At 70.2% G+C, this 21,872-nt stretch carries 22 protein-coding genes; 6 read left to right on the top strand and 16 right to left on the bottom strand.

Annotated features, from left to right (window positions below):
• Positions 1 to 3: 3 nt before the first annotated feature.
• The 11 genes from ABFX54_RS00280 to dacB form a co-directional block, all read right to left on the bottom strand.
• Complete coding sequence (locus ABFX54_RS00280; protein WP_346100799.1) at positions 4 to 477, bottom strand: DUF3180 domain-containing protein; 474 nt, start codon at positions 475 to 477, stop codon at positions 4 to 6.
• The gene (folK, locus tag ABFX54_RS00275) at positions 474 to 977 is read right to left on the bottom strand and encodes a 2-amino-4-hydroxy-6-hydroxymethyldihydropteridine diphosphokinase (protein WP_346100798.1); all 504 of its coding nucleotides are present in this window, start codon (positions 975 to 977) and stop codon (positions 474 to 476) included. Before folK ends, ABFX54_RS00280 begins: the two co-directional genes overlap by 4 nt.
• Positions 974 to 1,366, bottom strand: coding sequence for a dihydroneopterin aldolase (folB, locus tag ABFX54_RS00270; RefSeq protein WP_106243479.1), 393 nt, complete (start codon positions 1,364 to 1,366; stop codon positions 974 to 976). The genes folK and folB overlap by 4 nt, the downstream gene beginning before the upstream one ends.
• Positions 1,329 to 1,775, bottom strand: coding sequence for a nuclear transport factor 2 family protein (locus ABFX54_RS00265; RefSeq protein ID WP_346100797.1), 447 nt, complete (start codon positions 1,773 to 1,775; stop codon positions 1,329 to 1,331). The genes folB and ABFX54_RS00265 overlap by 38 nt, the downstream gene beginning before the upstream one ends.
• The gene (gene folP, locus ABFX54_RS00260) at positions 1,772 to 2,629 is read right to left on the bottom strand and encodes a dihydropteroate synthase (RefSeq protein ID WP_346100796.1); all 858 of its coding nucleotides are present in this window, start codon (positions 2,627 to 2,629) and stop codon (positions 1,772 to 1,774) included. Before folP ends, ABFX54_RS00265 begins: the two co-directional genes overlap by 4 nt.
• A 57-nt stretch (positions 2,630 to 2,686) precedes the next feature.
• Complete coding sequence (gene folE / locus ABFX54_RS00255) at positions 2,687 to 3,265, bottom strand: GTP cyclohydrolase I FolE (RefSeq protein ID WP_106243473.1); 579 nt, start codon at positions 3,263 to 3,265, stop codon at positions 2,687 to 2,689.
• Entirely contained in the window at positions 3,262 to 5,256 is a 1,995-nt protein-coding gene (gene ftsH, locus ABFX54_RS00250; RefSeq protein ID WP_346100795.1) for an ATP-dependent zinc metalloprotease FtsH, read from the bottom strand. Before ftsH ends, folE begins: the two co-directional genes overlap by 4 nt.
• Before the next feature lie 238 nt (positions 5,257 to 5,494).
• Positions 5,495 to 6,046 (bottom strand): hypoxanthine phosphoribosyltransferase, encoded by a 552-nt coding sequence (hpt, locus tag ABFX54_RS00245; RefSeq protein ID WP_346100794.1) that lies wholly within the window; start codon positions 6,044 to 6,046, stop codon positions 5,495 to 5,497.
• Positions 6,047 to 6,056: 10 nt separating this feature from the next.
• The gene (gene tilS, locus ABFX54_RS00240) at positions 6,057 to 7,073 is read right to left on the bottom strand and encodes a tRNA lysidine(34) synthetase TilS (protein ID WP_346100793.1); all 1,017 of its coding nucleotides are present in this window, start codon (positions 7,071 to 7,073) and stop codon (positions 6,057 to 6,059) included.
• A 212-nt stretch (positions 7,074 to 7,285) separates the two neighbouring features.
• Positions 7,286 to 8,362, bottom strand: a complete 1,077-nt coding sequence (locus ABFX54_RS00235) for a zinc-dependent metalloprotease (RefSeq protein WP_346100792.1) — start codon at positions 8,360 to 8,362, stop codon at positions 7,286 to 7,288.
• Positions 8,363 to 8,407: 45 nt separating this feature from the next.
• Entirely contained in the window at positions 8,408 to 9,835 is a 1,428-nt protein-coding gene (gene dacB, locus ABFX54_RS00230) for a D-alanyl-D-alanine carboxypeptidase/D-alanyl-D-alanine endopeptidase (RefSeq protein ID WP_346100791.1), read from the bottom strand.
• An 84-nt stretch (positions 9,836 to 9,919) separates the two neighbouring features.
• On the opposite strand from dacB, the gene ABFX54_RS00225 reads away from it, so the two are divergent.
• Positions 9,920 to 10,411 (top strand): inorganic diphosphatase, encoded by a 492-nt coding sequence (locus ABFX54_RS00225; protein ID WP_043615308.1) that lies wholly within the window; start codon positions 9,920 to 9,922, stop codon positions 10,409 to 10,411.
• Between the two features lie 4 nt (positions 10,412 to 10,415).
• Here the strand turns inward: ABFX54_RS00225 and ABFX54_RS00220 are convergent, their stop codons facing one another.
• From ABFX54_RS00220 to ABFX54_RS00205, 4 genes are all read right to left on the bottom strand, one after another.
• Positions 10,416 to 11,525, bottom strand: a complete 1,110-nt coding sequence (locus ABFX54_RS00220; protein ID WP_346100790.1) for a C40 family peptidase — start codon at positions 11,523 to 11,525, stop codon at positions 10,416 to 10,418.
• Positions 11,526 to 11,732: 207 nt separating this feature from the next.
• Positions 11,733 to 13,226: an RNA polymerase sigma factor gene (locus tag ABFX54_RS00215; RefSeq protein ID WP_346100789.1), complete on the bottom strand. Its 1,494-nt coding sequence runs from the start codon at positions 13,224 to 13,226 to the stop codon at positions 11,733 to 11,735.
• A gap of 116 nt (positions 13,227 to 13,342) precedes the next feature.
• Entirely contained in the window at positions 13,343 to 14,143 is an 801-nt protein-coding gene (locus ABFX54_RS00210) for a hypothetical protein (protein WP_346100788.1), read from the bottom strand.
• Positions 14,144 to 14,232: 89 nt separating this feature from the next.
• Entirely contained in the window at positions 14,233 to 15,843 is a 1,611-nt protein-coding gene (locus ABFX54_RS00205; protein ID WP_346100787.1) for an ABC-F family ATP-binding cassette domain-containing protein, read from the bottom strand.
• Between the two features lie 135 nt (positions 15,844 to 15,978).
• On the opposite strand from ABFX54_RS00205, the gene ABFX54_RS00200 reads away from it, so the two are divergent.
• From ABFX54_RS00200 to ABFX54_RS00180, 5 genes are all read left to right on the top strand, one after another.
• Positions 15,979 to 17,142 carry a glycoside hydrolase family 183 protein gene (locus ABFX54_RS00200; protein ID WP_346100786.1) on the top strand — a complete coding sequence of 388 codons (1,164 nt, stop codon included), beginning with the start codon at positions 15,979 to 15,981 and terminating at the stop codon, positions 17,140 to 17,142.
• Positions 17,139 to 18,149 carry a DUF4432 family protein gene (locus tag ABFX54_RS00195; RefSeq protein ID WP_346100785.1) on the top strand — a complete coding sequence of 337 codons (1,011 nt, stop codon included), beginning with the start codon at positions 17,139 to 17,141 and terminating at the stop codon, positions 18,147 to 18,149. Before ABFX54_RS00200 ends, ABFX54_RS00195 begins: the two co-directional genes overlap by 4 nt.
• Positions 18,146 to 18,925, top strand: a complete 780-nt coding sequence (locus ABFX54_RS00190) for an SDR family NAD(P)-dependent oxidoreductase (protein ID WP_346100784.1) — start codon at positions 18,146 to 18,148, stop codon at positions 18,923 to 18,925. Before ABFX54_RS00195 ends, ABFX54_RS00190 begins: the two co-directional genes overlap by 4 nt.
• Positions 18,926 to 19,145: 220 nt before the next feature.
• Positions 19,146 to 19,565, top strand: a complete 420-nt coding sequence (locus ABFX54_RS00185) for a peptidase inhibitor family I36 protein (protein ID WP_346100783.1) — start codon at positions 19,146 to 19,148, stop codon at positions 19,563 to 19,565.
• A gap of 80 nt (positions 19,566 to 19,645) precedes the next feature.
• Entirely contained in the window at positions 19,646 to 20,476 is an 831-nt protein-coding gene (locus ABFX54_RS00180; RefSeq protein WP_346100782.1) for a hypothetical protein, read from the top strand.
• Here ABFX54_RS00180 and ABFX54_RS00175 read toward each other — a convergent pair.
• Positions 20,435 to 21,868, bottom strand: coding sequence for a S10 family peptidase (locus ABFX54_RS00175; protein WP_346100781.1), 1,434 nt, complete (start codon positions 21,866 to 21,868; stop codon positions 20,435 to 20,437). The genes ABFX54_RS00180 and ABFX54_RS00175 overlap by 42 nt on opposite strands.
• Positions 21,869 to 21,872 lie beyond the last annotated feature (4 nt).

Raw genomic sequence — 21,872 nt, 5'->3', positions numbered from 1 at the left:
GCCCTAGTCGCGTCCGTTCTGCCGGTACTGGCCCTGTTCTTCCGGATCCTTGGGGATGCGGCAGGCGTGCTCCAGGTAGAGGGCGGCGCAGACCAGCACGACGCACGACACGAACGACCCGGCCGAGACGAAGAACTCGCCGCGCGGCGTCTCCCGGTCGAGCAGCTGCACGGTGTGCAGGGCGAATCCGGCGAAGATCCCGCCGAAGGCCGCCCCCGCGTACGCCGACGCCTTCGCCAGGGCGGCCAGCCGGGCCACGGCCAGCGGCTCGACCGGCTTGGTGTCGGGCTTCCTGGCGATCCTGGCCTTGGTCGCCCAGCCGCTGTAGCCCTCGCCGACGGCCAGCAGCAGGACCGTGGGGATCGCGGTCCAGGGCATGAGAGGCAGCTCGGAGTAGATCGGCCGGATCAGCGCCCAGGTCAGCAGGGCGAGGACGGCGAAGATGCCGGCCAGGAGGCCGGGATGGGTGGGCTTCAATCGGGCCTCTGCAGCTTGAGATCGTCGCGCAGCCGCACGCCCTGCTCCTCGACCGCCTCCAGCAACTCCGCCACCCGGCCGTGCCCCGGGACCACACCCTCGGGGTCGGCCTTCGACCAGGGCACGAGCACGAACGCGCGCTCGTGGGCCCGTGGATGCGGCAGCGTCAGGTCAGGGTCGTCGCTGACCTGGTCGCCCACCACGATCAGGTCGATGTCGAGGGTGCGCGGGCCCCAGCGCTCCTCGCGTACGCGGCCGAAGGCGTTCTCCACGCTCTGGGCCCGCTCCAGCAGGGTGCGCGGCGCGAGCGTCGTCTCGGCCACCACGATCGCGTTGAGGAAGGGCCGCTGCCCCTCCGGCCCTCCTACGGGGTCGGTCTCGTAGACGGGGGACGCCTTGACGAACTCCAGCCCCGGTGCGTCGAAAAGGGTGTCCACGGCACCCTGCAACGTCTGGAACCGGTGCCCCAGGTTGCTGCCGAGAGAGAGCACGACCTTCATCCGCGGCTCCGCTCAATCGTCACGATCACGTCGTCGAACGGCAGCGGGATCGGCGCCGCCGGCTTGTGCACGCTCACCTCGACCTTACGCACCGGCTCGCCCGCCAGGCACACGTCCGCCAGGCGCTGCGCGAGCGTCTCGATCAGCTCGACCGGCTCGCCCTCCACCACCTCGACCAGCGCCTGCGCCAGCTCCCCGTAGTGGACGGTCTTGGTCAGGTCGTCGCCGGCCGCCGCCGGCGCGGTGTCGAGGAACAACGTCGCGTCCACCACGAACTCCTGCCCGAGCTCCCGCTCGGCGGCGAGCACGCCGTGTCTCCCCCTGGCCCGCAGGCCCTTGAGAGTGATGCGATCAGGGCTCAAGCTCGCCTTCCTCCTCCTCGTCGTCATCCCCTTGCAGCACCGGCGAGCCGTGGTGCATCCACAGGCGCCAGCCCTGCGGGGTGCGGAGGTAGACGTTGCTCGCCACCACCTTGCCCGCGGCGAAACTGGCCTCACCCTCCTCGCCCGCGGTCAGGATGTTCTCCACACAGGTCAGGACGGCCACGTCACCCAGCACGGTCGTGTTGACGTCGGTCAGCACGAACTGGATGTAGGTCGTGTTGGCCATGATCAGGGCCCACGACCGCAGCACCTCGGAGCGGCCCGTCAGCAGGGTCCAGCCCGGATGGACGCAGCTCACCTGGTCGTCGGTGGTGTCCTCGGCCCAGATCTCCGTCATCTTGTCCAGGTCCGCGCTCTCGATCGCGGTGTAGAACTCCTGGTTGACCGTCTCGATGGCGGCGGTGTCGACGCTCATGTGTTGGCTCCGGCTCTCTTCCATGCGGCTGCCACGCGCACGGCATCGGCATTGGGACCTACTTCGTGCACGCGTACGCACCACGCGCCGGCCTGCGCGGCCAGCGCGGTCACGGCCAGCGTGGCGTCGTCGCTGCGGCTGAACGGCCGGGGCGTGCCGTCGGCGTCGGCCAGCAGCCGCCCCAGGAAACGCTTGCGCGACGCCCCGATGAGCAACGGATAACCCAGCTCCGTCAGCTCAGGGATGCCCGCGAGCAACGCCCAGTTGTGCTCGGCGTTCTTGGCGAAGCCGAGACCGGGATCGAGCACGATCTGCTCCTCCGTGACCCCCTCCGCCAGCACCAGGTCGACTCGCTTGCTCAGCTCCTCGCGCACCTCCGTGACCACGTCGGCGTAGACGGCGCGGGTGTCCATGTCATGGCTGTGGCCGCGCCAGTGCATCACGACGTAGGTGACGCCGGTCGCGGCCACCACGCGCGGCATCTCGGGATCGGCCAGACCGCCGCTCACGTCGTTGACGAGCTGGGCGCCCGCCTCCACCGCGGCCTTGGCCACCTCGGCGCGCATCGTGTCGACGCTGACCGCAACGCCCTCCGAGCGCAGCGCCCTGATCACCGGGACGACCCTGGCCAGCTCCTCTTCGAGCGAGACCCTGGCCGCGCCTGGACGGGTGGACTCGCCGCCCACGTCGACGATGTCGGCGCCCTCGCGCACCAGCTCAAGGCCGTGCTGGATGGCGGCCGCCTCGTCGAACCACAGGCCGCCGTCGGAGAACGAATCGGGCGTCACATTGACCACGCCCATGACGAGGCACCGCTCCGCACCTCCCGGCACGCTGATGGGCACGCTAGTCATGGGCCAAGCCTAGGCGCTTCCCCACACTTGCTGACATCGTGGGTACCCCGTTCGTCCTCAGCGGCCCAGGATGAGCGCCATCGCCTCGGATCGGGTGCTGTCGCTGCTGCGGAAACTGCCGCGGACGGCGGAGGTGACGGTCTTCGCGCCCGGCTTGCGTACGCCGCGCATGGTCATGCACAGGTGCTCGGCCTCCACCACCACGATCACTCCGCGCGGCTCCAGCACGCGCATCAGCGCGTCGGCGATCTGGGACGTCATGCGCTCCTGCACCTGGGGGCGGCGGGCGTAGACGTCGACCAGGCGGGCCAGCTTCGACAGGCCCGTGACCTGGCCCTTGGTGTTGGGGATGTAGCCGACGTGGGCCAGGCCGTGGAACGGGACCAGATGGTGCTCACAGGTCGAGTAGACCTCGATGTCGCGCACGAGCACCATCTCGTCGTGATCGACGTCGAAGACCTTCGTGAGCACCTCTTCCGGCGTCTGGCCGAGCCCGGAGTACTGCTCGGCCATCGCGCGGGCGACCCGGGCGGGCGTCTCGATCAGACCGTCACGATCGGGATCCTCGCCGATGGCGTAGAGGATCTCGCGTACGGCCTTCTCGATCCGCCCCAGGTCGACGTCGTGCTGTGTCACGCACTGTCCCCTGACGGCAGTGCGCCCTGATGCCCCGCGGTGAGCGAGCCGTTGGCCGACTGCTCCTTCGGCGTCAGGATCGGCGGGCGGTCGGAGGGGAGCCGCTTGCCGTAGCCCGCGTAGGACGGGCGGTGCTCCTTGACGACCACCGGCGCGAAGATCTCCAGCACCTGGGCGCGGGAGAGGGTCTCCTTCTCCATGAGCTCCAGCACCAGGTTGTCGAGCACGTCGCGGTATTGCACCAGGATGTCCCAGGCCTGGTCGTGCGCCGTCTCGATCATCCGGCGGACCTCCTCGTCGATCGTGGAGGCGATCTTCTCGGAGTAGTCGCGCTCGTGGCCCATCTCGCGGCCCAGGAAGACCTCCGCCTGGCCGCTGCCGAACTTACGGGCGCCGAGCTGCTCGCTCATGCCGTATTCGGTCACCATGCGGCGGGCGACGGCGGTGGCCTTCTCGATGTCGTTGGAGGCGCCGGTGGTGGGCTCGTGGAAGACGAGCTCCTCCGCCGCGCGGCCGCCGAGCAGCATCGCGAGCTGGTCCATCATCTCGGACCTGGTGGCCAGGAACTTGTCCTCCATCGGCAGCGTCATCGTGTATCCGAGGGCGCGGCCACGGGACAGGATCGTGATCTTGTGGACCGGGTCGGAATTGGGTAGCGCGTGCGCCACCAGTGCGTGACCGCCCTCGTGGTAGGCGATCATCTTCTTCTCCTTGTCGGACATGACCCGCGTCTTGCGCTCGGGCCCTGCCATGACACGGTCGATCGACTCCTCAAGGGTGTCCATCGTGATCAGCTTCTGGTCGGCCCGCGCGGTGAGCAGGGCGGCCTCGTTGATCACGTTGGCCAGGTCGGCGCCGGTGAACCCGGGGGTGCGGCGCGCGATGACGTCGAGGTCGACGTCGGGGGCGAACGGCTTGCCGCGGCCGTGGACCCGCAGGACGCCCTTGCGGCCCTCGAGGTCGGGACGGTCGACGGTGACCTGCCGGTCGAAGCGGCCAGGACGCAGCAGCGCCGGGTCGAGGATGTCGGGCCGGTTGGTCGCGGCGATGAGGATCACGCCGCCCTTGACGTCGAAGCCGTCCATCTCGACCAGCAGCTGGTTGAGCGTCTGCTCGCGCTCGTCGTGACCGCCGCCCAGGCCGGCGCCGCGGTGGCGGCCGACGGCGTCGATCTCGTCGATGAAGATGATCGCCGGGGCGTTGGCCTTGGCCTGCTCGAACAGGTCGCGCACGCGCGAGGCGCCGACGCCGACGAACATCTCGACGAAGTCGGAACCGGAGATCGAGTAGAACGGCACCCCGGCCTCACCGGCGACGGCGCGCGCCAGCAGCGTCTTGCCGGTGCCGGGCGGGCCGTACAGCAGCACGCCCTTGGGGATCTTGGCGCCGATCGCCTGGAACTTGGCCGGGGCCTGGAGGAACTCCTTGATCTCCTGGAGCTCCTCGATGGCCTCGTCCGCGCCGGCGACGTCGGCGAAGGTGGTCTTGGGGGTGTCCTTCGTGATGAGCTTGGCCTTCGACTTGCCGAAGTTCATCACTCGCGAGCCGCCGCCCTGCATCTGGTTCATGATGAACAGGAAGATCAGCACGATGATGACGATCGGCAGGAAGCTCACCAGCAGGCTGAGCAGGATGTTCTCCTGCGGCACCTCGGTCGTGAAGCTCTTCGTCTTGCCCGCGACGACCTGAGCCTGCAGCTCGTCGGTCAGCTTGGCGCCGTAACCGGTGACCCAGTCGGACTGGATCAGTTTCGTCGGCGCGTCACCCGGTTTGACCGGAACGGGGTTGGTCAGCGTCACCTCGATCCGGTTGTCCTTGTCAACGATCTTGGCGTTGCTGACGTTTCCGGCGCGAATCTGCTGAAGGACCAAGGACGTGTCGGCCGTCTTGTAATTTCCGCCGCCACTCCAGAGCTGGGTGACGAGCAGGAGCAGCACGACGATGCCCAGGATCCACAGCAGTGGCCCACGTGTAAATCGCTTGAGATCCATCCGATGCGGAACCCCTTGCGGGCCCGTCCCTTCCTGACCATGGCCTGGAACCCCGGGCTGGCCCGGGGCCGCGGCATCCGACACCGCGACTTCTGACTACCCGAAGGGGACGCGAGGTCACCCTCCCGGAGTCTGAAGGTACACCGGCACGGCGCACGGAGGGACCCGCCCGCTACACCGGTCTTGCCCTATCAACGTACGTCACGTTGCGCGATGTTCCCGGCCATCGCGGAGAGTCCTACTTATATACGTGCGGCGCCAGAGTGCCGATGAACGGCAGGTTCCGGTATCGCTCCGCGTAGTCGAGCCCATAACCGATCACGAACTCACTGGGAATGTCGAAGCCGACGTATTTCACCTCGATGGGCACCTTCACCGCGTCGGGTTTCCGCAGCGCGGTGCAGATCTCCAGCGAGGCAGGATTACGCGACTTCAGGTTTTCCAGCAGCCAGTGGAGGGTCAGGCCGGAGTCGATGATGTCCTCGACGATGAGCACATGGCGGTTGAGGATGTCGGTGTCGAGGTCCTTCAGCACGCGGACGACGCCGGACGACCTGGTGCCCGCGCCGTACGAGGACACCGCCATCCAGTCCATCTGCACCGGCACGTGCAACGCTCTGGCCAGGTCGGCCATCACCATGACCGCGCCCTTCAACACACCCACGAGCAGGACGTCCTGGCCCGCGTAGTCCTCGTCGATCCGGCCGGCGAGCTCTTTGATCTTGGCCTGGAGCTCGTCCTCGGGAATGAGGACCTTTTCCAGGTCATTGCCCATGTCGGCTGCGTCCACGTGTGGTTCCTTACGCGATGGGACTGATGGCGAATATCAGGGTGCCATATCGCCGGACGGCGGACAGACCCCCGGGCAGGTCCACCGCTTTCTGCCCGCGCCAGTCCGTGACCAGCCGGTCCACGGCCATGACGTGGGTGGCCGACAAGGCGCCGGACGGGGCGCCGGCGGCGAGCGCGGCCCGCCTCAGCACCCTCCGCCTGACGGCGTCGGGCAGCTTTTCCACCTCGGCCACGGTCACCTTTATCGACCCGCCGATATCGCTAAGAGCGCAATTCTGGTACGCCGAATCGGCCCATTCATCGAGCGCGTCCGCGTCCTGTCTCGCCAGCCCCGCCGTCCTCGCGAGCGCCTCCGCCACCCCCGGGCCCAGCTCCGCCTCCAGCACCGGCAGCACCGTACGGCGGACGCGGACGCGGGTGTAGCGGTGGTCCTCGTTGTGCGGGTCGTCCCAGGGGGTGAGGCTCAAGGCTTGGCAGGCGGCCACGGTGGTGGCTCTGGGCAGGTCGAGCAGGGGTCGCCGGTAACGACCTGACCTGGCGGCCATGCCCGACAACGACCGCGGGCCGCTGCCTCTGGCCAGGCCCAGCAGCACCGTCTCCGCCTGGTCGTCCCTGGTGTGGCCGAGCAGCACCGTCTCCGCCTTCAGCCGGTCGGCCGCCTCGGTCAGCGCCGCGTACCTGGCCTCCCGCGCCGCCGCCTCGGGTCCTCCTTGCGCGCCCACGGTGACGGTGAGCGCTTCGGCAGGCTCCAGCCCCATGCCCTGGGCCACCTTCACCACCGCTTCCGCCCGCTGCGCCGACCCCTCCTGCAGCTGGTGATCCACGGTGACCAGCCCCGCGCGCAGGCGCGCACGGGGTGCGACGAAGGAGAGCGCGGCGGCCAACGCCAGCGAATCGGCCCCGCCACTGCACGCGACCAGCACGAGCGCGCCCGCCGGCACGTCGGCCAGCGCCTCACGCACTGCCCTGCGAACGTCGGCAACAGCCGGATGCGGCCCCACACCCCCATTCTCCCGCGCCCCCATCCCCCAACGCGACGGCAGACTCCTTGAGCCGCGTCGCCGGGAAGGGCGGTGAAGGGGCGTAGGGGGGGTGGGCAACACCGACACGGGCAAGCCGGGCGTCGTACACCAGCGCGGGGCACCACCGCACCACACCCCGCCGACGCGGCGCGGGGCGAATGAGGCGGACGTCGGATCGGACGGGGAAGCGGGGTGGGGTGCCGAAGACCGTGGTGCTAGGCGGGGAGGGCTGGGGTGCCGATCACTCGGGTGATCCAGAGGGTGGGGTCGGCGATTTCCGGGGTCGTGGGGAGGGTTTGCGGGGAGGTCCAGATCTTGTTGAAGCCGTCCATCCCCACCCGGTCCACCACCGTGCGGACGAAGGCCGAGCCCTCCGCGTACTGCTTCATCTTGACCTCGATCCCCAGCAGCCGCCGCACCGTGCGGTCCAGGCGGGAGCCGCCCTCGCGGCGCTGGGCGAACTTGGCGCGGATGTCGGCCACCGAGGGGACCACCGACGGGCCTACCGCGTCCATGACGTAGTCTCCGTGGCCCTCGACGAGGGTCATGACGGCGGTCAGGCGGTCGAGGATCTCCTTCTGGCCGGGCGACTGGATGGCGTCGATGAGGTTGCCCTCGCCGCCGCGCACCACGTCGGCCACCGTGTCGGCGGCGTTGCGCAGCCGTTCGAGCAGGGTGGGCAGGTCGAGGTCGGAGGCGAGCAGGAACTCGGTCATCTGCCCGCGCACGTATTCGCGCAGCCACTTGACCCCGGTGAACTGCACCCGGTGGGTCTCCTCGTGCAGGCAGACCCACAGGCGGAAGTCGTGGGGGTCGACGCCCATCTCGCGCTCGGCGTGGACGATGTTGGGGGCCACGAGGGTCAGGCGGCCGGCGGCCTCCTTGCCCGTGGGGTCGGGTGGGAGGAACAGCTCGTACTGGCCGAGTACGCGCGAGGCGAGGAAGGCCAGGACGGCGCCCACCTCGACGCCCGTGATGCGGGACCCCACGGCCGTGACGATGGCGGGCGGCTGGTTGTCGCCGCTGCCCATGCGCTGGGTCAGGGGCTCGAGCACCACCCGGAAACCCTCGACGTTGGCCTTGATCCAGCCGGGCCGGTCCACGATGGTGGCCGGCTGCGGCGCGGTCTCGGTGTGAATCTTCGTGAACTCGCGCACGTGCCCCTCGGCCTCGCGCGACAGGGTGCGGAGCTCGGTGACGGCCTGCCTGGCCTCCTCCCGGCTCACCTGAGGACCGGGGCGCACCAGGCGCGTGCCGGTCGTGACGGCCAGATCCCAGTCGATCACCTGCATACCGTCCACCGTACGTGGTTCTCCCCACGGCTGCGAAGGAGCGCGTCAGGAACGTGCCACGGTGGCGGCCAGCCGGTCGAGAACGGGCTCGGCGTTGAGGGGTACGCGGTCGGCCATGAAGGCGAACGTGACCAGCCGCCCGTCCTTCGTCGTGGCCATCCCGGCCAGCGTGTTGATGTTGTTGAGGGTGCCGGTCTTGGCGCGTACGAGACCGACCTGGCCCTTGCTGTCGCTCCTGGTGAAGCGGCGGCCGTTGCCGAGCGTGCCGGAGAAGCCGGCGATCGGCATGCCGGAGGCGACGGCGCGCAGTTCGGGGTGGGCGGCCGAGCCGGACAGGGCGAGGACCTTGGCCAGGGCGTTGGGGCTGATGCGGTTGCGGATGGACAGGCCGCTGCCGTCGGACAGCGCGACGTTCTGGCCGGCTCCGAGGCGCCGCAGGACGGCGATCACGGCGCCGGCGCCGCCGTCGAACGTCGCGGGCTTGCCCTGCTTGATGGCGACGTGGCGCAGCAGGGCCTCGGCGAGATCGTTGTCGCTGCGGGTGAGCGTGTGCTCGACCAGGGCGTAGAGGGGGGCGGAGTCGACCTTGCCGAGCTCGGCGGCCCCCGGCTGGGCCTTGGCCTGGCGTACGGACTTGGCGACGGCGATGCCCTGCTTGGCGAGCAGCCGGGCGAAGGCCGCGGCGGCGTAGCGGGGCGGGTCGGCGACGCGGGGGCTGCGGAAGCGGGGGTCCTGCCTGCCCTCGTCCATGGTGAGGGCGTAGACGGGGGCCACCTCGCCGTCGGGGATGTAGTTGCTCTTCCAGCCGGGCGCCTTGGGGGTGCCGGAGAAGAGGGAGGTGTCGTACGAAAGAGTGATCTTGCGGATGTTCTGCGCCTTGAGCGTGGCGGCGGTGCGGCGGGCGAGGGTGATCAGGCTGGCCTGCTTCGGATAGTCGTCGCCCTTGGCGGCGGGGCCGGCGAGGAGGGGGTCGCCGCCGCCGACGAGGATCGCGGTGCCGGGCTTGGGGCCCTGGACGACGCGGGTGGACAGGCGGGTGTCGGGGCCGAGCGCGGCCAGGGCCGCGGCGCAGGTGACGATCTTCGTGGTGGACGCGGGGGTGATGGCCAGGTCGGCGTTGGAGGCGAAGATCTGCTCGCCGGTGACCGTGTCGATCACGACCGCGCCCACCCGGCCGCCGAGCGCTTTGTCACCCAGGGCGCCGGTGAGCTGGCGCGTCAAAGTACCCTTAGTCGGGAGAGGTCCGTCTCCGGGCTTCACCGGCAGTTGGGCCAGCACTGGCCCGGAGGTGACCACGGGGACGGGGGAAGAGCCTTCCGCCGGTGACGACGCCGTCGGGCCGGTGGGTGTCGATCCGCTCGTCAGCGCGCTCAGGCTGAAGTCGGTGGTCATCGCGTAGACGCCGGTGACGATCGTCAGGGTTTGGAGCACGGCGAGGGTGGTCAGCATCACCCACTGGTCGCGCCGCGCCACGTCGCCTGCCCTCTCTCCTGTGTTCGCCTACGAGACATTAACGCCCAACCGGGGGTTCCCGGGGGCCTGAGCGGAGGAACCGCGGTGGAGTTCGACGTTGTCGTTGAGATTCCCAAGGGGCAACGGAACAAGTACGAAGTGGACCACGAGACCGGGAAGATCAGGCTTGACCGGCTCCTGTTCACCTCCACGCAGTACCCCGCCGACTACGGCTTCATCGAGAACACCCTCGGTGAGGACGGCGACCCGTTGGACGCGCTGGTGCTGCTGCAGGAGCCGACGTTCCCCGGTTGCTACATCACGTGCCGCGCGGTGGGGATGTTCCGGATGACCGACGAGAAGGGCGGTGACGACAAGGTGCTCTGCGTGCCGTCCACCGACCCCCGGATGCATCACATCCAGGACATCCATCACGTGTCGGAGTTCGACCGGCTGGAGATCCAGCACTTCTTCGAGGTCTACAAGGACCTGGAGCCCGGCAAGTCGGTCGAGGGCGCCAACTGGGTCGGCCGCATCGAGGCCGAGGCCGAGATCGAGCGCTCGTTCCGGCGCGCCAAGGAGGAAGGCCACCACTGACGCCTCACGCGGCGGCGGGCCTGGTGGCGCCCACCAGGTCTCCGCGCCAGATCGAGGCGACCCGCACCACGTCGCCGGTCTGCGGCGCGTGCACCATCTGACCGCGTCCGACGTAGATGCCGACGTGGTGGATGGTCGAGGGGTCGCCGGTGACGTGGGCGAAGAAGAGCAGGTCGCCGCGGCGCAGCTGGTCGAGCGGCACGTGAGGGCCCGAGGTCCACTGCGTGCCCGTCCAGTGGTCGAGGCGCACGCCGACCTTCTCCCACGCCCGCATCGTCAAGCCTGAGCAGTCGTACGTCTCCGGTCCCGCGGCCGCCCACACGTAAGGCTTGCCGAGCTGGGTGAGCGCCCAGTTCGCAGCCAGGTCGCCCATGGCCGAGCCGCCGGCGACGAGCCCGGCCAGCGCCGCCGTGCGCCGCCTGGCCAGCAGGTCGGCGCGGGTACGGGCGGCGTCGACCTTGCGCTGCAGGGTCTGCTTGCGCGCCGTGAGCTCCCTGGTCTCGCGCCGCTGCCCGGCCACCGCCCGCTCGGCGGCGAGCTTGGCCAGCCGGGCGCGCTCCGAGGCGGCCTGCTGGGCCGCGTACGCGCTGTCGGCGTGGATGCGCAGGATCGCGGCCACCTCCTGGGCGTCGCGCATCCGGCCGAGGACCGCGGCCCGCTCGCCGCTCAGGTGCCCGAGCACGCTGGCACGGTGCAGGAACCCGTCGGTGCCGCCCTGGTCGATGAGCATGCCGACGACCGGCCCGAGCGTGCCGAGCCCGCCGCCGCTCTCGGTGGCCAGCAGCGCCACGGCCTGCCTGGCCCGCTCGACCTCGCCATCGGCCGCCACCAGCCGGGCTCTGGCCTGCTGGTACGCCTGCTCGGCCTGCCGCAGCCGGACCATCTCCCCGTTGTACGCCTCCACCAGCCGCTCGACCTCGGCCGCCAGCCGCTCCAGCCGCGAGTGCGCGGTGGCCAGCTCGGCGGTCGTCCGGCTGAGCTGCTTCGACCTCTCACGCGCGGTCTGGCGGGCCTGCTTGACGTCGTGCGCGGAGGGCCCCGGCTCGGCCAGGACCGGCGGGCAGGCGGCCACGAGCAGGCAGCCCGCGAGGAGCCCGGCCCGGAATGCGCGCATAGGTCCCCCTGAAAACAGATGGTTACTCTATGCACACAGTTCCCGGCACTTCACTCACGTAACGTCACGTGAAAGTGAACAGGCTGCCAGGCTCCCTATTCACAGGCACGCTCTCGCGGGCCGGCGCCGGTCGGGACGCGGCTGCTCGGAGGCCCCGGCGCCGGACGACGCGGGAGCCGAGGTCCCGGCGCCGGACGAGCGAGGGGGTCAGCTGCCCGTTTGCGACGGGGTCGCCGAGGGCTCCTCCGTCGGGGTCGGGGTGACCGTCCCCGTCGGTGTCGCGGTCGGAGTGGGGGTCTGGGTCGGTGTGGGTGTGGGGGTGGGCGTCGGGCGCGGAGTGGGGGTACGGGTGCCGGGCCTGGGCGGGTGCGGCCTGCCGGGCGGCCTGCCGGGCGGTGAGCCGATCGTCGGCCGGCCCGGCGGCGGATCGTGCGCGGGTGTGCCGGACGGGAGCCCGTCCGGCACGGGAGCGGGGTCCGGAGCGGCGCCGTCGTTCCCGCCGGGGTCCTTGCCCGGCGGGGACCCCGGTGGGGACCCAGGTGGGGACGACGCCGTGGCCGGCGCGCCAGGGGACGAGGAGCGGACCTGGGACGGCACGGCCGGAGCCGGCGCACCGCTCGGAGTGCCGGTCACGCCCAGAGGCTGCGTGGTGGTGCTGTCGAGGATGGGCTCCACGCTCAGCGGCGAGTCGTGGGGATCGCCCTGCCAGGGCAGCCGGATGCCCGGAGGCTCACCCGTCGGCGGGAACGCGGCCGTCGCGACGCCTGTCACCCCGCCGTTCTCCCTTCCGATCCGATCGAAGATCACCGCTATCGCCACCACGGTCGCGATCGCCGCCAGCGTGCCCGCCACCGCCTTAGGCCACCGCCTGCCCTGTCGCCGCGGGGAAACGGGAAACCCGGCGGCGCCCAGCGCACTGGTGCGCCTGGCGACGTAGCGGCGGTAGGGCAGGAGCTCGGGGTCGGCGAAGCAGCTCATCACCCTGACGCGCAGGCTGCCGGGCAGCGCGGGCGCGGGCAGCAGCGCGTACACCTTGGCCGCGGACACCTGGCGGGTGCGGTGCGGCGCGCAGGTCTCGCACCGCGGCAGGTGCCTGATCAGGTGCTCGCGCATGTCCCTGGTCAGCTCGCCGCCGAACCCGGCCAGGATGCGGGCGCGCCGTGGGCAGTCGTACGGGCCCTTCCTGGCCAGGACCTCGACGGTGATCGCGTCGCCCAGGCGTTCGCGGGCCGCTTCCAGCAGCAGCTCCACCTGGCGCGGCGGTGTGGCGAGCACCTGGGCCAGCTCGTACGCGGGCAGTTCGTGCCCGTGGACGAGCTCCAGGAGCTCCCTGTCGGCCACGGGCAGGCAGTGGACCGCGTTCCAGGCCATGACGCGCAGATCGGCGTCGGCGGGGTCGTCGGGCACGGGCGCCTCGGCCAGCGCCTCGGCGGCGCCGGGTGGCGCGGTGGCTCTGCGCCGCAGGCATTCGGCGCGCGCCAGCGCGAACAGCCAGGCGCGCAGCCGGTCGGGCGTGGCCAGCGCGCCGGCGTGCGCCTCGGCGGCGATCAGCGTGTCGCGGAGCGCCACCTGCGCGCTGTCGGCGCTCAGGAGGAGGGACCAGCAATAGCGGTAGACGCTCTCCGCGTACGCGTCGTAGAGCGCGCTGAGCGCTGCGGGATCACGGGCGCGGAGTGCTTCGACCAGAACGCGGTCAGTCATGTGACCGAAGGTAATGGATCGGTAACTAGCAGTTCTACCGGTTCCACGCCGAAGGCATCACTTGTCAGGCGAAGAACCGGAAAATTGTCCCGACATTCCGGATAGGCGCGACATATTTATTGCTTGTGCTCGGACACCACCTGCGTGCTCCGGTCCACCGTGAACGGCTCGCTGGTGGGTTTGACCGTGTGCACGGGAACGGCTCCCGACAGGGCCAGATCCTCGTAGGGACGGCCGGTGGAGCCCCAGGTCCTGGCCGCGATCTCGGTCTTGGCGACCTGGGAGCCCCTGGGCAGGCCGCCCACCGTGAGGATGAAACGCGGCGGGCTGCCGGCCTTCACGTCGTCCACATAGGTGCTGCCGCCGCCGATGAGCTTTCCCGTTTTGTCGCGCAACATCGCGTTCACGACCAGACTGCTCGCCGATACTTGATAAGGGTTGCCGACATATCCAGTAATAAGGTACGTGCCATCTTTCTGGCGCATTGTCTGGACCCGCGAGATCGGGAACCGCTGAAAGGCCGAAGGAATGCGCGCGGCCGGCCGCCACCGCGCGGGACGGTACTGGATCGTCACCTTGGCCGGCTTCTGGGTGGCGACGGCCTGGCCGGTGAAGGGCAGCGTGCCGCCCGGCGGCACCGCGTCGAGCGGCTGGTCCAGTTTGAGCACCTCGCCCCCCTTGGCGTCGTGCCCGACGATCGTGGCCACCACGTGCTCGCCGAAGTGCCACGGGTTGGCGTTGCTGAGCACGCCCGCCCAGGTGACGGCATATCCGTCGGCGGACTTGACGATATGGGAGACCTGCTCCTTGAGAGCGAGCGGCTTGAGCTTCTGGACCGGCTGTTCCTCGCTCGCGCACCCGGTGAGGCAGATCGCCCCGAGTGCGAGGAGGCTGGCGGTTCGGCTACGCGGGATCACTTTGCCGTGATAACCCGAGCATGGGCACGGCTGGCGCGGGACACGCGCCAGACCTACCAACTCTTTATCAACGAGACATCACGGGGGTATCAGCGGGTCCTGACCACCCTGGTCTCGTCCCAGACCGGCTCTGCCGACTCGTAGACCGTGCCGTCGGAGCCGAACACCAGATAGCGGTCGAAATCAGCGGCGAACCAGCGGTCGTGGGTGACCGCCAGCACCGTGCCGTCGAACGCCTCCAGACCGGCCTGCAGCGCCTCGGCGCTGGCCAGGTCGAGGTTGTCGGTCGGCTCGTCGAGCAGCAGCAGCGTGGCCCCCGACAGCTCAAGCAGCAGGATCTGCAGCCGCGCCTGCTGGCCGCCCGACAGGGTGTCGAAGCGCTGCTCGGCGATCAGCCCCGCCAGCTCGTAGCGGGCCAGGATCTTCATGGCCTCGTTCTTGAGCCTGGCGTGCTCGGTCATGACGATCTCGACCGGGGTGCGGCCGAGCAGGTCGGGCCGGGCGTGGGTCTGGGCGAAGTGTCCGGGCACCACGCGGGCGCCCAGCCTGGCCACGCCCTCGTGGGCGACCTGCTCGCCCGCCAGCAGGCGCAGGAAGTGGGACTTGCCCGAGCCGTTGGAGCCCAGCACGGCGACCCGCTCGCCGTACCAGATCTCCAGGTCGAACGGGCGCATCAGGCCCTTGAGCTCAAGCTGCTCGCAGATGACGGCGCGCTTGCCGGTGCGGCCGCCGCGCAGGCGCATCTTGATGTTCTGCTCGGCCGGCGCCACCTCGGGCGGCCCCGCTTCCTCGAACTTGCGCAGCCGCGTCTGGGCGGCGTGGTAGGCGGGGGCCATGCCGTCGTTGTATCTCGCCTTGTTCTTCAGCATGTTGACCAGGGCCTTGAGCTTGGCGTGCTCTTCGTCCCAGCGCCGGCGCAACTCGTCGAGGCGCTCGTTGCGGGCTCTGCGGGCCTCGGCGTACGTACGGAAGCCACCCCCATGAATCCAGATGTTTCCTGACTCGACGGTGATGATGCGGTCGGCCGCGTTCGCCAGGAGCTGGCGGTCGTGGCTGACCAGCAGCACGGTCTTGGGCGTCTCCCTGAGCTGCTGCTCCAGCCATTCCTTGCCGGGGACGTCGAGGTAGTTGTCGGGCTCGTCGAGCAGCAGGGTCTGGTCGGGGCCGCGCAGCAGCGCCTCCAGGACCAGGCGCTTCTGCTCGCCGCCCGACAGCGTCGCCACGTCCCGATATTTCAGTCTTTCGAAGGGGACGCCGAGCGCGGCCACCGTACAGGTGTCCCAGAGCACCTCGATCTCGTAGCCGCCCGCGTCGGTGTAGTCGCTGATGGCCTGCGCGTACCGCATCTGCGTCTTCTCGTCGTCGCGCTCCATCATGGCCAGCTCGGCCTGGTCGAGCCGCTCGGCGGCGTGCCGGACCTCGGGCGGCGCGACGCCCAGGAGCAGGTCACGCACGTTGCTGCCGTCGCGCACGCTGCCGATGAACTGCCGCATCACGCCCAGGCCGCCGGAGCCGGCCACGCTGCCCTCGACGGGCTGCAGGTCCCCGGCGATCAGGCGCATCAGCGTGGTCTTGCCCGCGCCGTTGGGCCCGACGAGCGCGGCCTTGACGCCTTCGCCGATCCTGAAGGACACGTCGTTGAGCAGCGGCCGCCCGTCGGGCAGCACGTACGTCAAATGTCCGACTTCCACGTGTCCCATTCCGGCAGGGTAGCCGCCCTCCCGTGCTCCGGTCATATGGATTTCGCCGCGCCCGCTCCGGCGCTCACACAGGCCCTAGACAGTAAGTGATCTAATGACTAGAACTGTAGGGAACCCCCTCCCCTAGGACAGGTGATGACGCGATTCCGCTCCGCCCTCGCCCCCCTGGCCATCGCGTTGCTGGGTCTCACGGCCGCCCCGCAGCAGGCCCTCGCCGCACCCCCCAAACCCGTGCCCGTCGTCCAGGAGCAGCAAGCCGCACAGACGGCCTCCGACTGTGCTCCCACGGTCACGGGCGCCAGGACGGACGCCCGGCTGACCGCCCTGTTCACCAACTACGGCAACGACAACAGCCGCCTGGACGACTGGACGGGCGCCGACGGCACCTACTCGGTCAAGCTGCCCGACGGCCGGGAGCTGTGGGTGTTCTCCGACACCTTCCTCGGCCGGGTCAATCCCGACGGGAGCCGCCCGCCCGTGGTCGAGGAGGGCGGGAGCACGGTCTTCCTGAACAACTCCTTCGCCGTCGAACGGAACGGCAGGCTGTCCACCATCCATGCCGGCACCGCCGCCAAGCCGGTGGCCGTGATGCCGCCGCGCGACCAGAACCACTGGTACTGGGCCGGTGACGCCACACTGGCGGGCGGCGTCGTGGAGGTCACCTACCAGGAGTACGAGCGCTTCGGCCCCGGCGCCTGGGACTGGCGCTGGCACAGGAACGTGGTGGCCAGGTTCGCGCCAGGGCGGCTCGACCGGCCGGTCAGCGTGCACGACCTGCCGTCGGGGCACGGCGTGGCCTGGGCCTCAGGCGTGCTCAGGGACGGCGGCCACACCTACGTGTACGGGGTCGAGGACCTCGGCTCGCCCAAGTACATGCACATCGCCAGGGTCCAGGGGCAGAGCCTGCTCGGCCGCTGGGAGTACCTCAAGGCCGACGGCACCTGGTCGCAGGACCAGGCCGACTCGGCGCGGGTGATGGACGGCGTGGCGAACGAGTACAGCGTCAGCCGGATCGGATCCGGATATGTCCTGATCACGCATGACACGACCGAGGCGCTGAGCGCCAACATCGTGGCCTACTCCTCGTGCTCGCCCGCCGGCCCCTTCACCGGCAAGCAGCACGTCTACACGACCCCCGAGACCAGCGGGAACATCTTCACCTACAACGCCCACGCCCATCCCGACGTGGCCGGCGACGGGCTCGTGGTGTCGTACAACGTCAACAGCTTCGTCAACACCGACCACTACCGCGACGTCTCCATCTACCGCCCCCGATTCCTGAACGTGACGTTCGGATGAGGCGCAACTGGGCGGCCCGGCTGCGGCACGGCACGATCGACGGGCTGCGGGCGGTCACGCTGGAGAACGAACGGCTGCGCGTGGGCGTCCTGCCCGGCAAGGGCGGCGACGTGGTCGAGTTCCTGCACAAGCCGACGGACACGGACTTCGTCTGGCTCACGCCGCAGGGGCTGCGCGACCCGCGCGACCATCTCCACGGCGCGGCCGACGGGGTCGCCCAGTTCGTCGACCACTACGAGGGCGGCTGGCAGGAGGTCTTCCCCAACGGGGGCGCGCCCAGCGAGTACCAGGGGGCGCGGCTGGCGCAGCACGGCGAGGTGTCGGGGCTGCCGTGGGAGTGCGAGGTCGTCGCCGACTCCCCCGAGGAGGTCGCGGTCCGGCTGAGCGTGCGCACGCGGCGGCTGCCGTACCGGATGGAGAAGGTCCTGCGGCTGCGCTCGGGCACGACCGCACTGGAGGTCGAGGGGCGGGCCACCAACGAGTCGGGCCTGCCGCTGCACGCCATGTGGGGCCAGCACATCGTGTACGGCCCGCCGTTCCTGCGCCCTGGAGCCAGGATCCGGCTGCCCGAGGGCGTCCGGGTGATCCCGCACGAGAGCGCGATCACTCCGCCGGCCCGCCGGGTCAGGGCGGGCGGGCCGTGGGAATGGCCTCTGGTGCCGGCCGACGGCGGCGGTGTGACGGATCTGAGCGTGGTGCCGGAGCCGGGCGCGCCGAGCGACATCGTCTATCTGACCGGCTTTAACAAGGGTTGGTACGAAATTTCGGGGGATATCGCTATGCGGGTTGAGTGGGATGCCTCGGTCCTGCCGTACCTGTGGATGTGGCAGGAGGTCGGCGCGTCCACCGGCTACCCGTGGTGGGGGCGGGCGTACACCGTGGGACTGGAACCGTTCGCCGGCATGCCGACCGACGGCCTGGCCGCGGCCGTGGCCAACGGCACGGCCCTGACCTTGAAACCCCACGAGACGAAGGTGTTGAGTTTGCGCGCGGAGGTAAGGGCATGAGCGAGTTCGCCGGCAAGGTCGCGCTGGTCACGGGCGGTTCGACGGGGATCGGACGGGCCGTGGTCGACCGGCTGGCCGACGGCGGGGCGTCCGTGGTGTTCTGCGGCGCCGACAAGAGCGCCGAGCAAGACACCGGGCAGGACAGCCAGGTCGTCGGCAGGATCGCCGACGTGCGCAGGGCCGGCGACATGCGCGATCTGGTGAGCCTGGCGGTGAGCAGGTTCGGCGGGCTGGACATCGTGGTGACCTGCGCCGGGGTGCAGCGTTACGGCACCGTCGAGGACACCCCTGAAGAGGTCTGGGACGAGGTGTTCGACATCAACCTCAAGGGCGTCTACCTCACCTGCAAGGCCGCCGTGCCCGAGCTGCGCGCCCGCGGCGGCGGCTCGATCGTGGTCATGTCGTCGGTGCAGGCGTTCTCCTCGCAGGCACAGGTGGCGGCGTACTCGTCGAGCAAGGCCGCGCTCAACGGCCTGACCAGGTCGATGGCGCTCGACCACGCGGCCGACGGCATCCGGGTGAACGTGGTCTGCCCCGGCTCGGTCGACACCCCCATGCTGCGCTGGGCGGCGGACCTGTGGCGCGGCGAGCTGTCGCAGGAGGAGCAGATCGCGCAGTGGGGCCGTTCCCATCCGCTGGGCCGGGTGGGCCGGCCCGAGGAGGTGGCGGAACTGGTGGCGTTTCTGGCCGGACCGCGATCGTCGTTCATCACGGGTGCGGAGCATCGCGTGGACGGGGGATTGCTGGCGCAGAATCCGGCGGCGCTTCCCGAATAGGTAGAGCGCAGGCCACGGGTTTCTCCTTCACCGCCAAGGCTTCGGCCAATGCGGTGAAGGCGCAGTTCATCAGCCTGATACGAGTGAGTCGGCGGGCCTGGGCACGCGACCCTTCGCTGGGCGTGGAGCCCTTTTGGAATCGGCGAGTCAGTACAACTCGCGTTCGATTCAGCACGCTAAGTTACGAGGTCGAAACGACTCACTGATCGAGGAGAGACCTGTGAGGCTATCCAAGAAGGCCGCCGGCTTCATCGCCGCGGCCACTCTGTTCACCGCGCTCGCCCCCGCAGCCGCCGCGGTGGCCAGCCCCCGCTCGACCTGCTACGGCGGTCGTGTCTGCCTGTACGCCGGCTACGACTACAACCGCGGCCAGGTCGACCACTGGCGGGACTTCACCCAAGACGATTCCAACTTCGCCGACAACAACTGGCTGAACTGGGACTTCAGCAATTCCTGGGTCAGCATGAACAACCAGACCAGCTCGGTCAGGAACCGGGTCGGCTGCAGCGCCACCCTCTGGCAGCACCCGGGTTACACCGGCGCCCACAGCACGTTCACGCACAACTCGAACGACGGGTTCCTGGCGAACAACGCCGTCGGCAACAACCGCACCAGCGCGATCGACATCTGGTGCCACTGAGCAATACAGGGAGTGCCGGTTTCCGGGCTTGGCCGCCGGAAACCGGCTGCCGCGGGCTGATCGCGAGCGCGCTGCTGCTCGTGACGGCCACCGCGGCCTGCCGCGCCGACGAGCCCGCGGCACCGGCGCCCGCGCGGGGCGTCACCTCGGTGTCGCAACTGGTGCTGCCGTTCGACGCCTACAAGACCACTCCCGAGCAGCGGGCCGTCCTGGGCAACGCCCACAACGCACTCGTCGCGCGATGCATGCGCGAGCAGGGCATCACCGTCGCGCCGCCCGCCGAGGATCCGGCCGCCATCGCCGCGATCGATCCCGGCAACTCACGCCGTTACGGCGTCACCGACATCGGGGCCGCCAGGAGCCACGGCTACCACCTGGCCAGGCCGCCCTCCCCCGACACCACCGGCGCCTGGGCCGGCAAGCTGCCTGTGCGGGCCCGTCACCGCCTGTACGGCACCGCCGCGAACCGCGGCTGCCTCGACCGCGCCACGCTCACCCTGGACAAGGGCGCGCGCAAGGCGGACTGGCCGTGGCTGGCGCTGCAGGACTCGCTCACGCTGGAGCAGGCCGCCAAGCACCCGTCGGTGACGGCGGCGGTCAGGCGCTGGCAGTCGTGCATGACCCAGGCGGGCCACTCCTACCCGGCTCCCGAGGCGGCCATCGGCGACAGCCGCTGGGACCTCGACAAGCCGGCCGTGACCGAGGACGAGAAGCAGGTCGCGACCGCGGACACGACCTGCAAGTGGTCCGCGGGCCTGGTCTCCGCCTGGTACGCGGCCGACGCCGAGTTGCAGCGCGCCGTCGTCCGCGACAACGCCGGCCGCTTCGCCGCGCTGCGCGCCAACCTCAGGCAGCGCCTGGGCCGGGCCTCACGCCTGCTCGCCGAGCACGAAGGCCGCCAGGTGCGCTGACTGGGCCAGCCTGCTGGGCTCGTGGACGTACATCATGTGGCCGGCCTCGTAGTACCTGAACTCGATCCGGGCGGCCAGCTCGGCGGGCACGGGCAGGTGGGCGAAGGTGTGCTCGGCGGCGAAGTACGGCGTCGCGCCGTCGTGGTAGCCGCAGGCCACGTGCACCCGCAGGTGCGGGTTGGCCCGCATGGCCGCCCCCAAGTTGGAGGCCACCTGCACGTGCGCGTTCTCGAACTCCTTGTACGACCACGGCTGCACGCGCGAGGTGAGGATCTCGTACGGCAGGTCGTTGGCGTAGCCCAGCTCCGTGCGCAGGTAGTGGTTGAGCGCCGCGCTGTAGGGCCCCATGATGGCGTCCATGCTGGGGTCGGCGGTGAAGTGCTCGCGGCCGGAGTCGGGGTCCCAGCCGGTGAAGCGGCCGTCGAGCCGGCCGACGACCTGGCGGCGCGGGCGCAGCACCTCGGTGAAGAACCTGATGTGCTCGATGCGCAGGTTGACCCGGTCCACGTAGTCCTCGCTGAGCCCGGCCAGCGCGGCGACCCTGGCGACCGCCGCGGAACGTTCCTCGGCGGTGAGCCGGTTGCCCCGGGTGAGCGCCCACAGGTACTCGCCCGAGGCGTACTCCTCGGCCTCGCGCAGCACCTCGGCCAGCGGCCGGTCGCCGTGCAGGCCGTGGTGGTGGGCGATGGCCGCGTAGGTCGGCAGGTAGAGGGCGTAGGCCAGGTCGTTGCCGTCGTTGAACTCGCCCGTGATGTAGTCGAGCACGGACGAGATGAGGATGACGCCGTTGAAGTACATGCCGTAGCGCGACTGCAGGTGGTCGGCCAGGCCGGCGGCCCGCACGGTCCCGTACGACTCGCCGGCCAGGAACTTCGGGGACATCCACCGCCCGTTCCTGGTCGTCCACAACCTGATCACCTCGCCGACGGACTCCAGGTCGCCGGCGAAGCCGTGGTAGGGCTCCGTCTTCTCCCCTTCGGCCACCCGCGAGTAGCCGGTGGAGACGGGGTCGATGAAGACGAGGTCGCTCACCTGGAGCAGGCTCTCCTCGTTGTCCGCCAGCCCGTACGGCGGCGGCAGCAGCGCCCCCGCGTCCCCCATGACGACCCGGCGCGGCCCGAGCACGCCCAGGTGCAGCCACACGCTGGACGAGCCCGGCCCGCCGTTGAACGCGAAGGTGACCGGCCGGCTCAGCGGCTCGGCCCCGTCCAGCGTGTACGCGGTGACGAACACCTCGGCCTTGGGCCGCAGCCCCTCGAACTTGCCGTCGGTGACCACCTCCTCGCGCAGCACCATGGTCCCGGTCGTCGCGGTGTACGACTGGCCGGAGGGCAGGGTGTGGCTGGTGGTGACGAGGTTGTCGGCGAGGGATTGCTTCGAATCTTCAGACATTCAA

Source organism: Nonomuraea maheshkhaliensis (assembly GCF_039529435.1).
In the GTDB taxonomy this organism is placed as follows: domain Bacteria; phylum Actinomycetota; class Actinomycetes; order Streptosporangiales; family Streptosporangiaceae; genus Nonomuraea; species Nonomuraea maheshkhaliensis.
Note: the sequence above shows the minus strand (reverse complement) of the source record. Positions and strands in the feature narration are given on the sequence as shown.

Bases quoted from the DNA above. Each gene is read 5' to 3' on its own strand.
- folK (WP_346100798.1), bottom strand. From the start codon at position 977: ATGAAGGTCGTGCTCTCTCTCGGCAGCAACCTGGGGCACCGGTTCCAG.
- folB (WP_106243479.1), bottom strand. From the start codon at position 1,366: ATGACGACGAGGAGGAGGAAGGCGAGCTTGAGCCCTGATCGCATCACT.
- ABFX54_RS00265 (WP_346100797.1), bottom strand. From the start codon at position 1,775: ATGAGCGTCGACACCGCCGCCATCGAGACGGTCAACCAGGAGTTCTAC.
- folP (WP_346100796.1), bottom strand. From the start codon at position 2,629: ATGACTAGCGTGCCCATCAGCGTGCCGGGAGGTGCGGAGCGGTGCCTC.
- ftsH (WP_346100795.1), bottom strand. From the start codon at position 5,256: ATGGATCTCAAGCGATTTACACGTGGGCCACTGCTGTGGATCCTGGGC.
- tilS (WP_346100793.1), bottom strand. From the start codon at position 7,073: ATGGGGGCGCGGGAGAATGGGGGTGTGGGGCCGCATCCGGCTGTTGCC.
- ABFX54_RS00235 (WP_346100792.1), bottom strand. From the start codon at position 8,362: ATGCAGGTGATCGACTGGGATCTGGCCGTCACGACCGGCACGCGCCTG.
- ABFX54_RS00220 (WP_346100790.1), bottom strand. From the start codon at position 11,525: ATGCGCGCATTCCGGGCCGGGCTCCTCGCGGGCTGCCTGCTCGTGGCC.
- ABFX54_RS00215 (WP_346100789.1), bottom strand. From the start codon at position 13,226: ATGACTGACCGCGTTCTGGTCGAAGCACTCCGCGCCCGTGATCCCGCA.
- ABFX54_RS00205 (WP_346100787.1), bottom strand. From the start codon at position 15,843: ATGGGACACGTGGAAGTCGGACATTTGACGTACGTGCTGCCCGACGGG.
- ABFX54_RS00200 (WP_346100786.1), top strand. From the start codon at position 15,979: ATGACGCGATTCCGCTCCGCCCTCGCCCCCCTGGCCATCGCGTTGCTG.
- ABFX54_RS00195 (WP_346100785.1), top strand. From the start codon at position 17,139: ATGAGGCGCAACTGGGCGGCCCGGCTGCGGCACGGCACGATCGACGGG.
- ABFX54_RS00190 (WP_346100784.1), top strand. From the start codon at position 18,146: ATGAGCGAGTTCGCCGGCAAGGTCGCGCTGGTCACGGGCGGTTCGACG.
- ABFX54_RS00175 (WP_346100781.1), bottom strand. From the start codon at position 21,868: ATGTCTGAAGATTCGAAGCAATCCCTCGCCGACAACCTCGTCACCACC.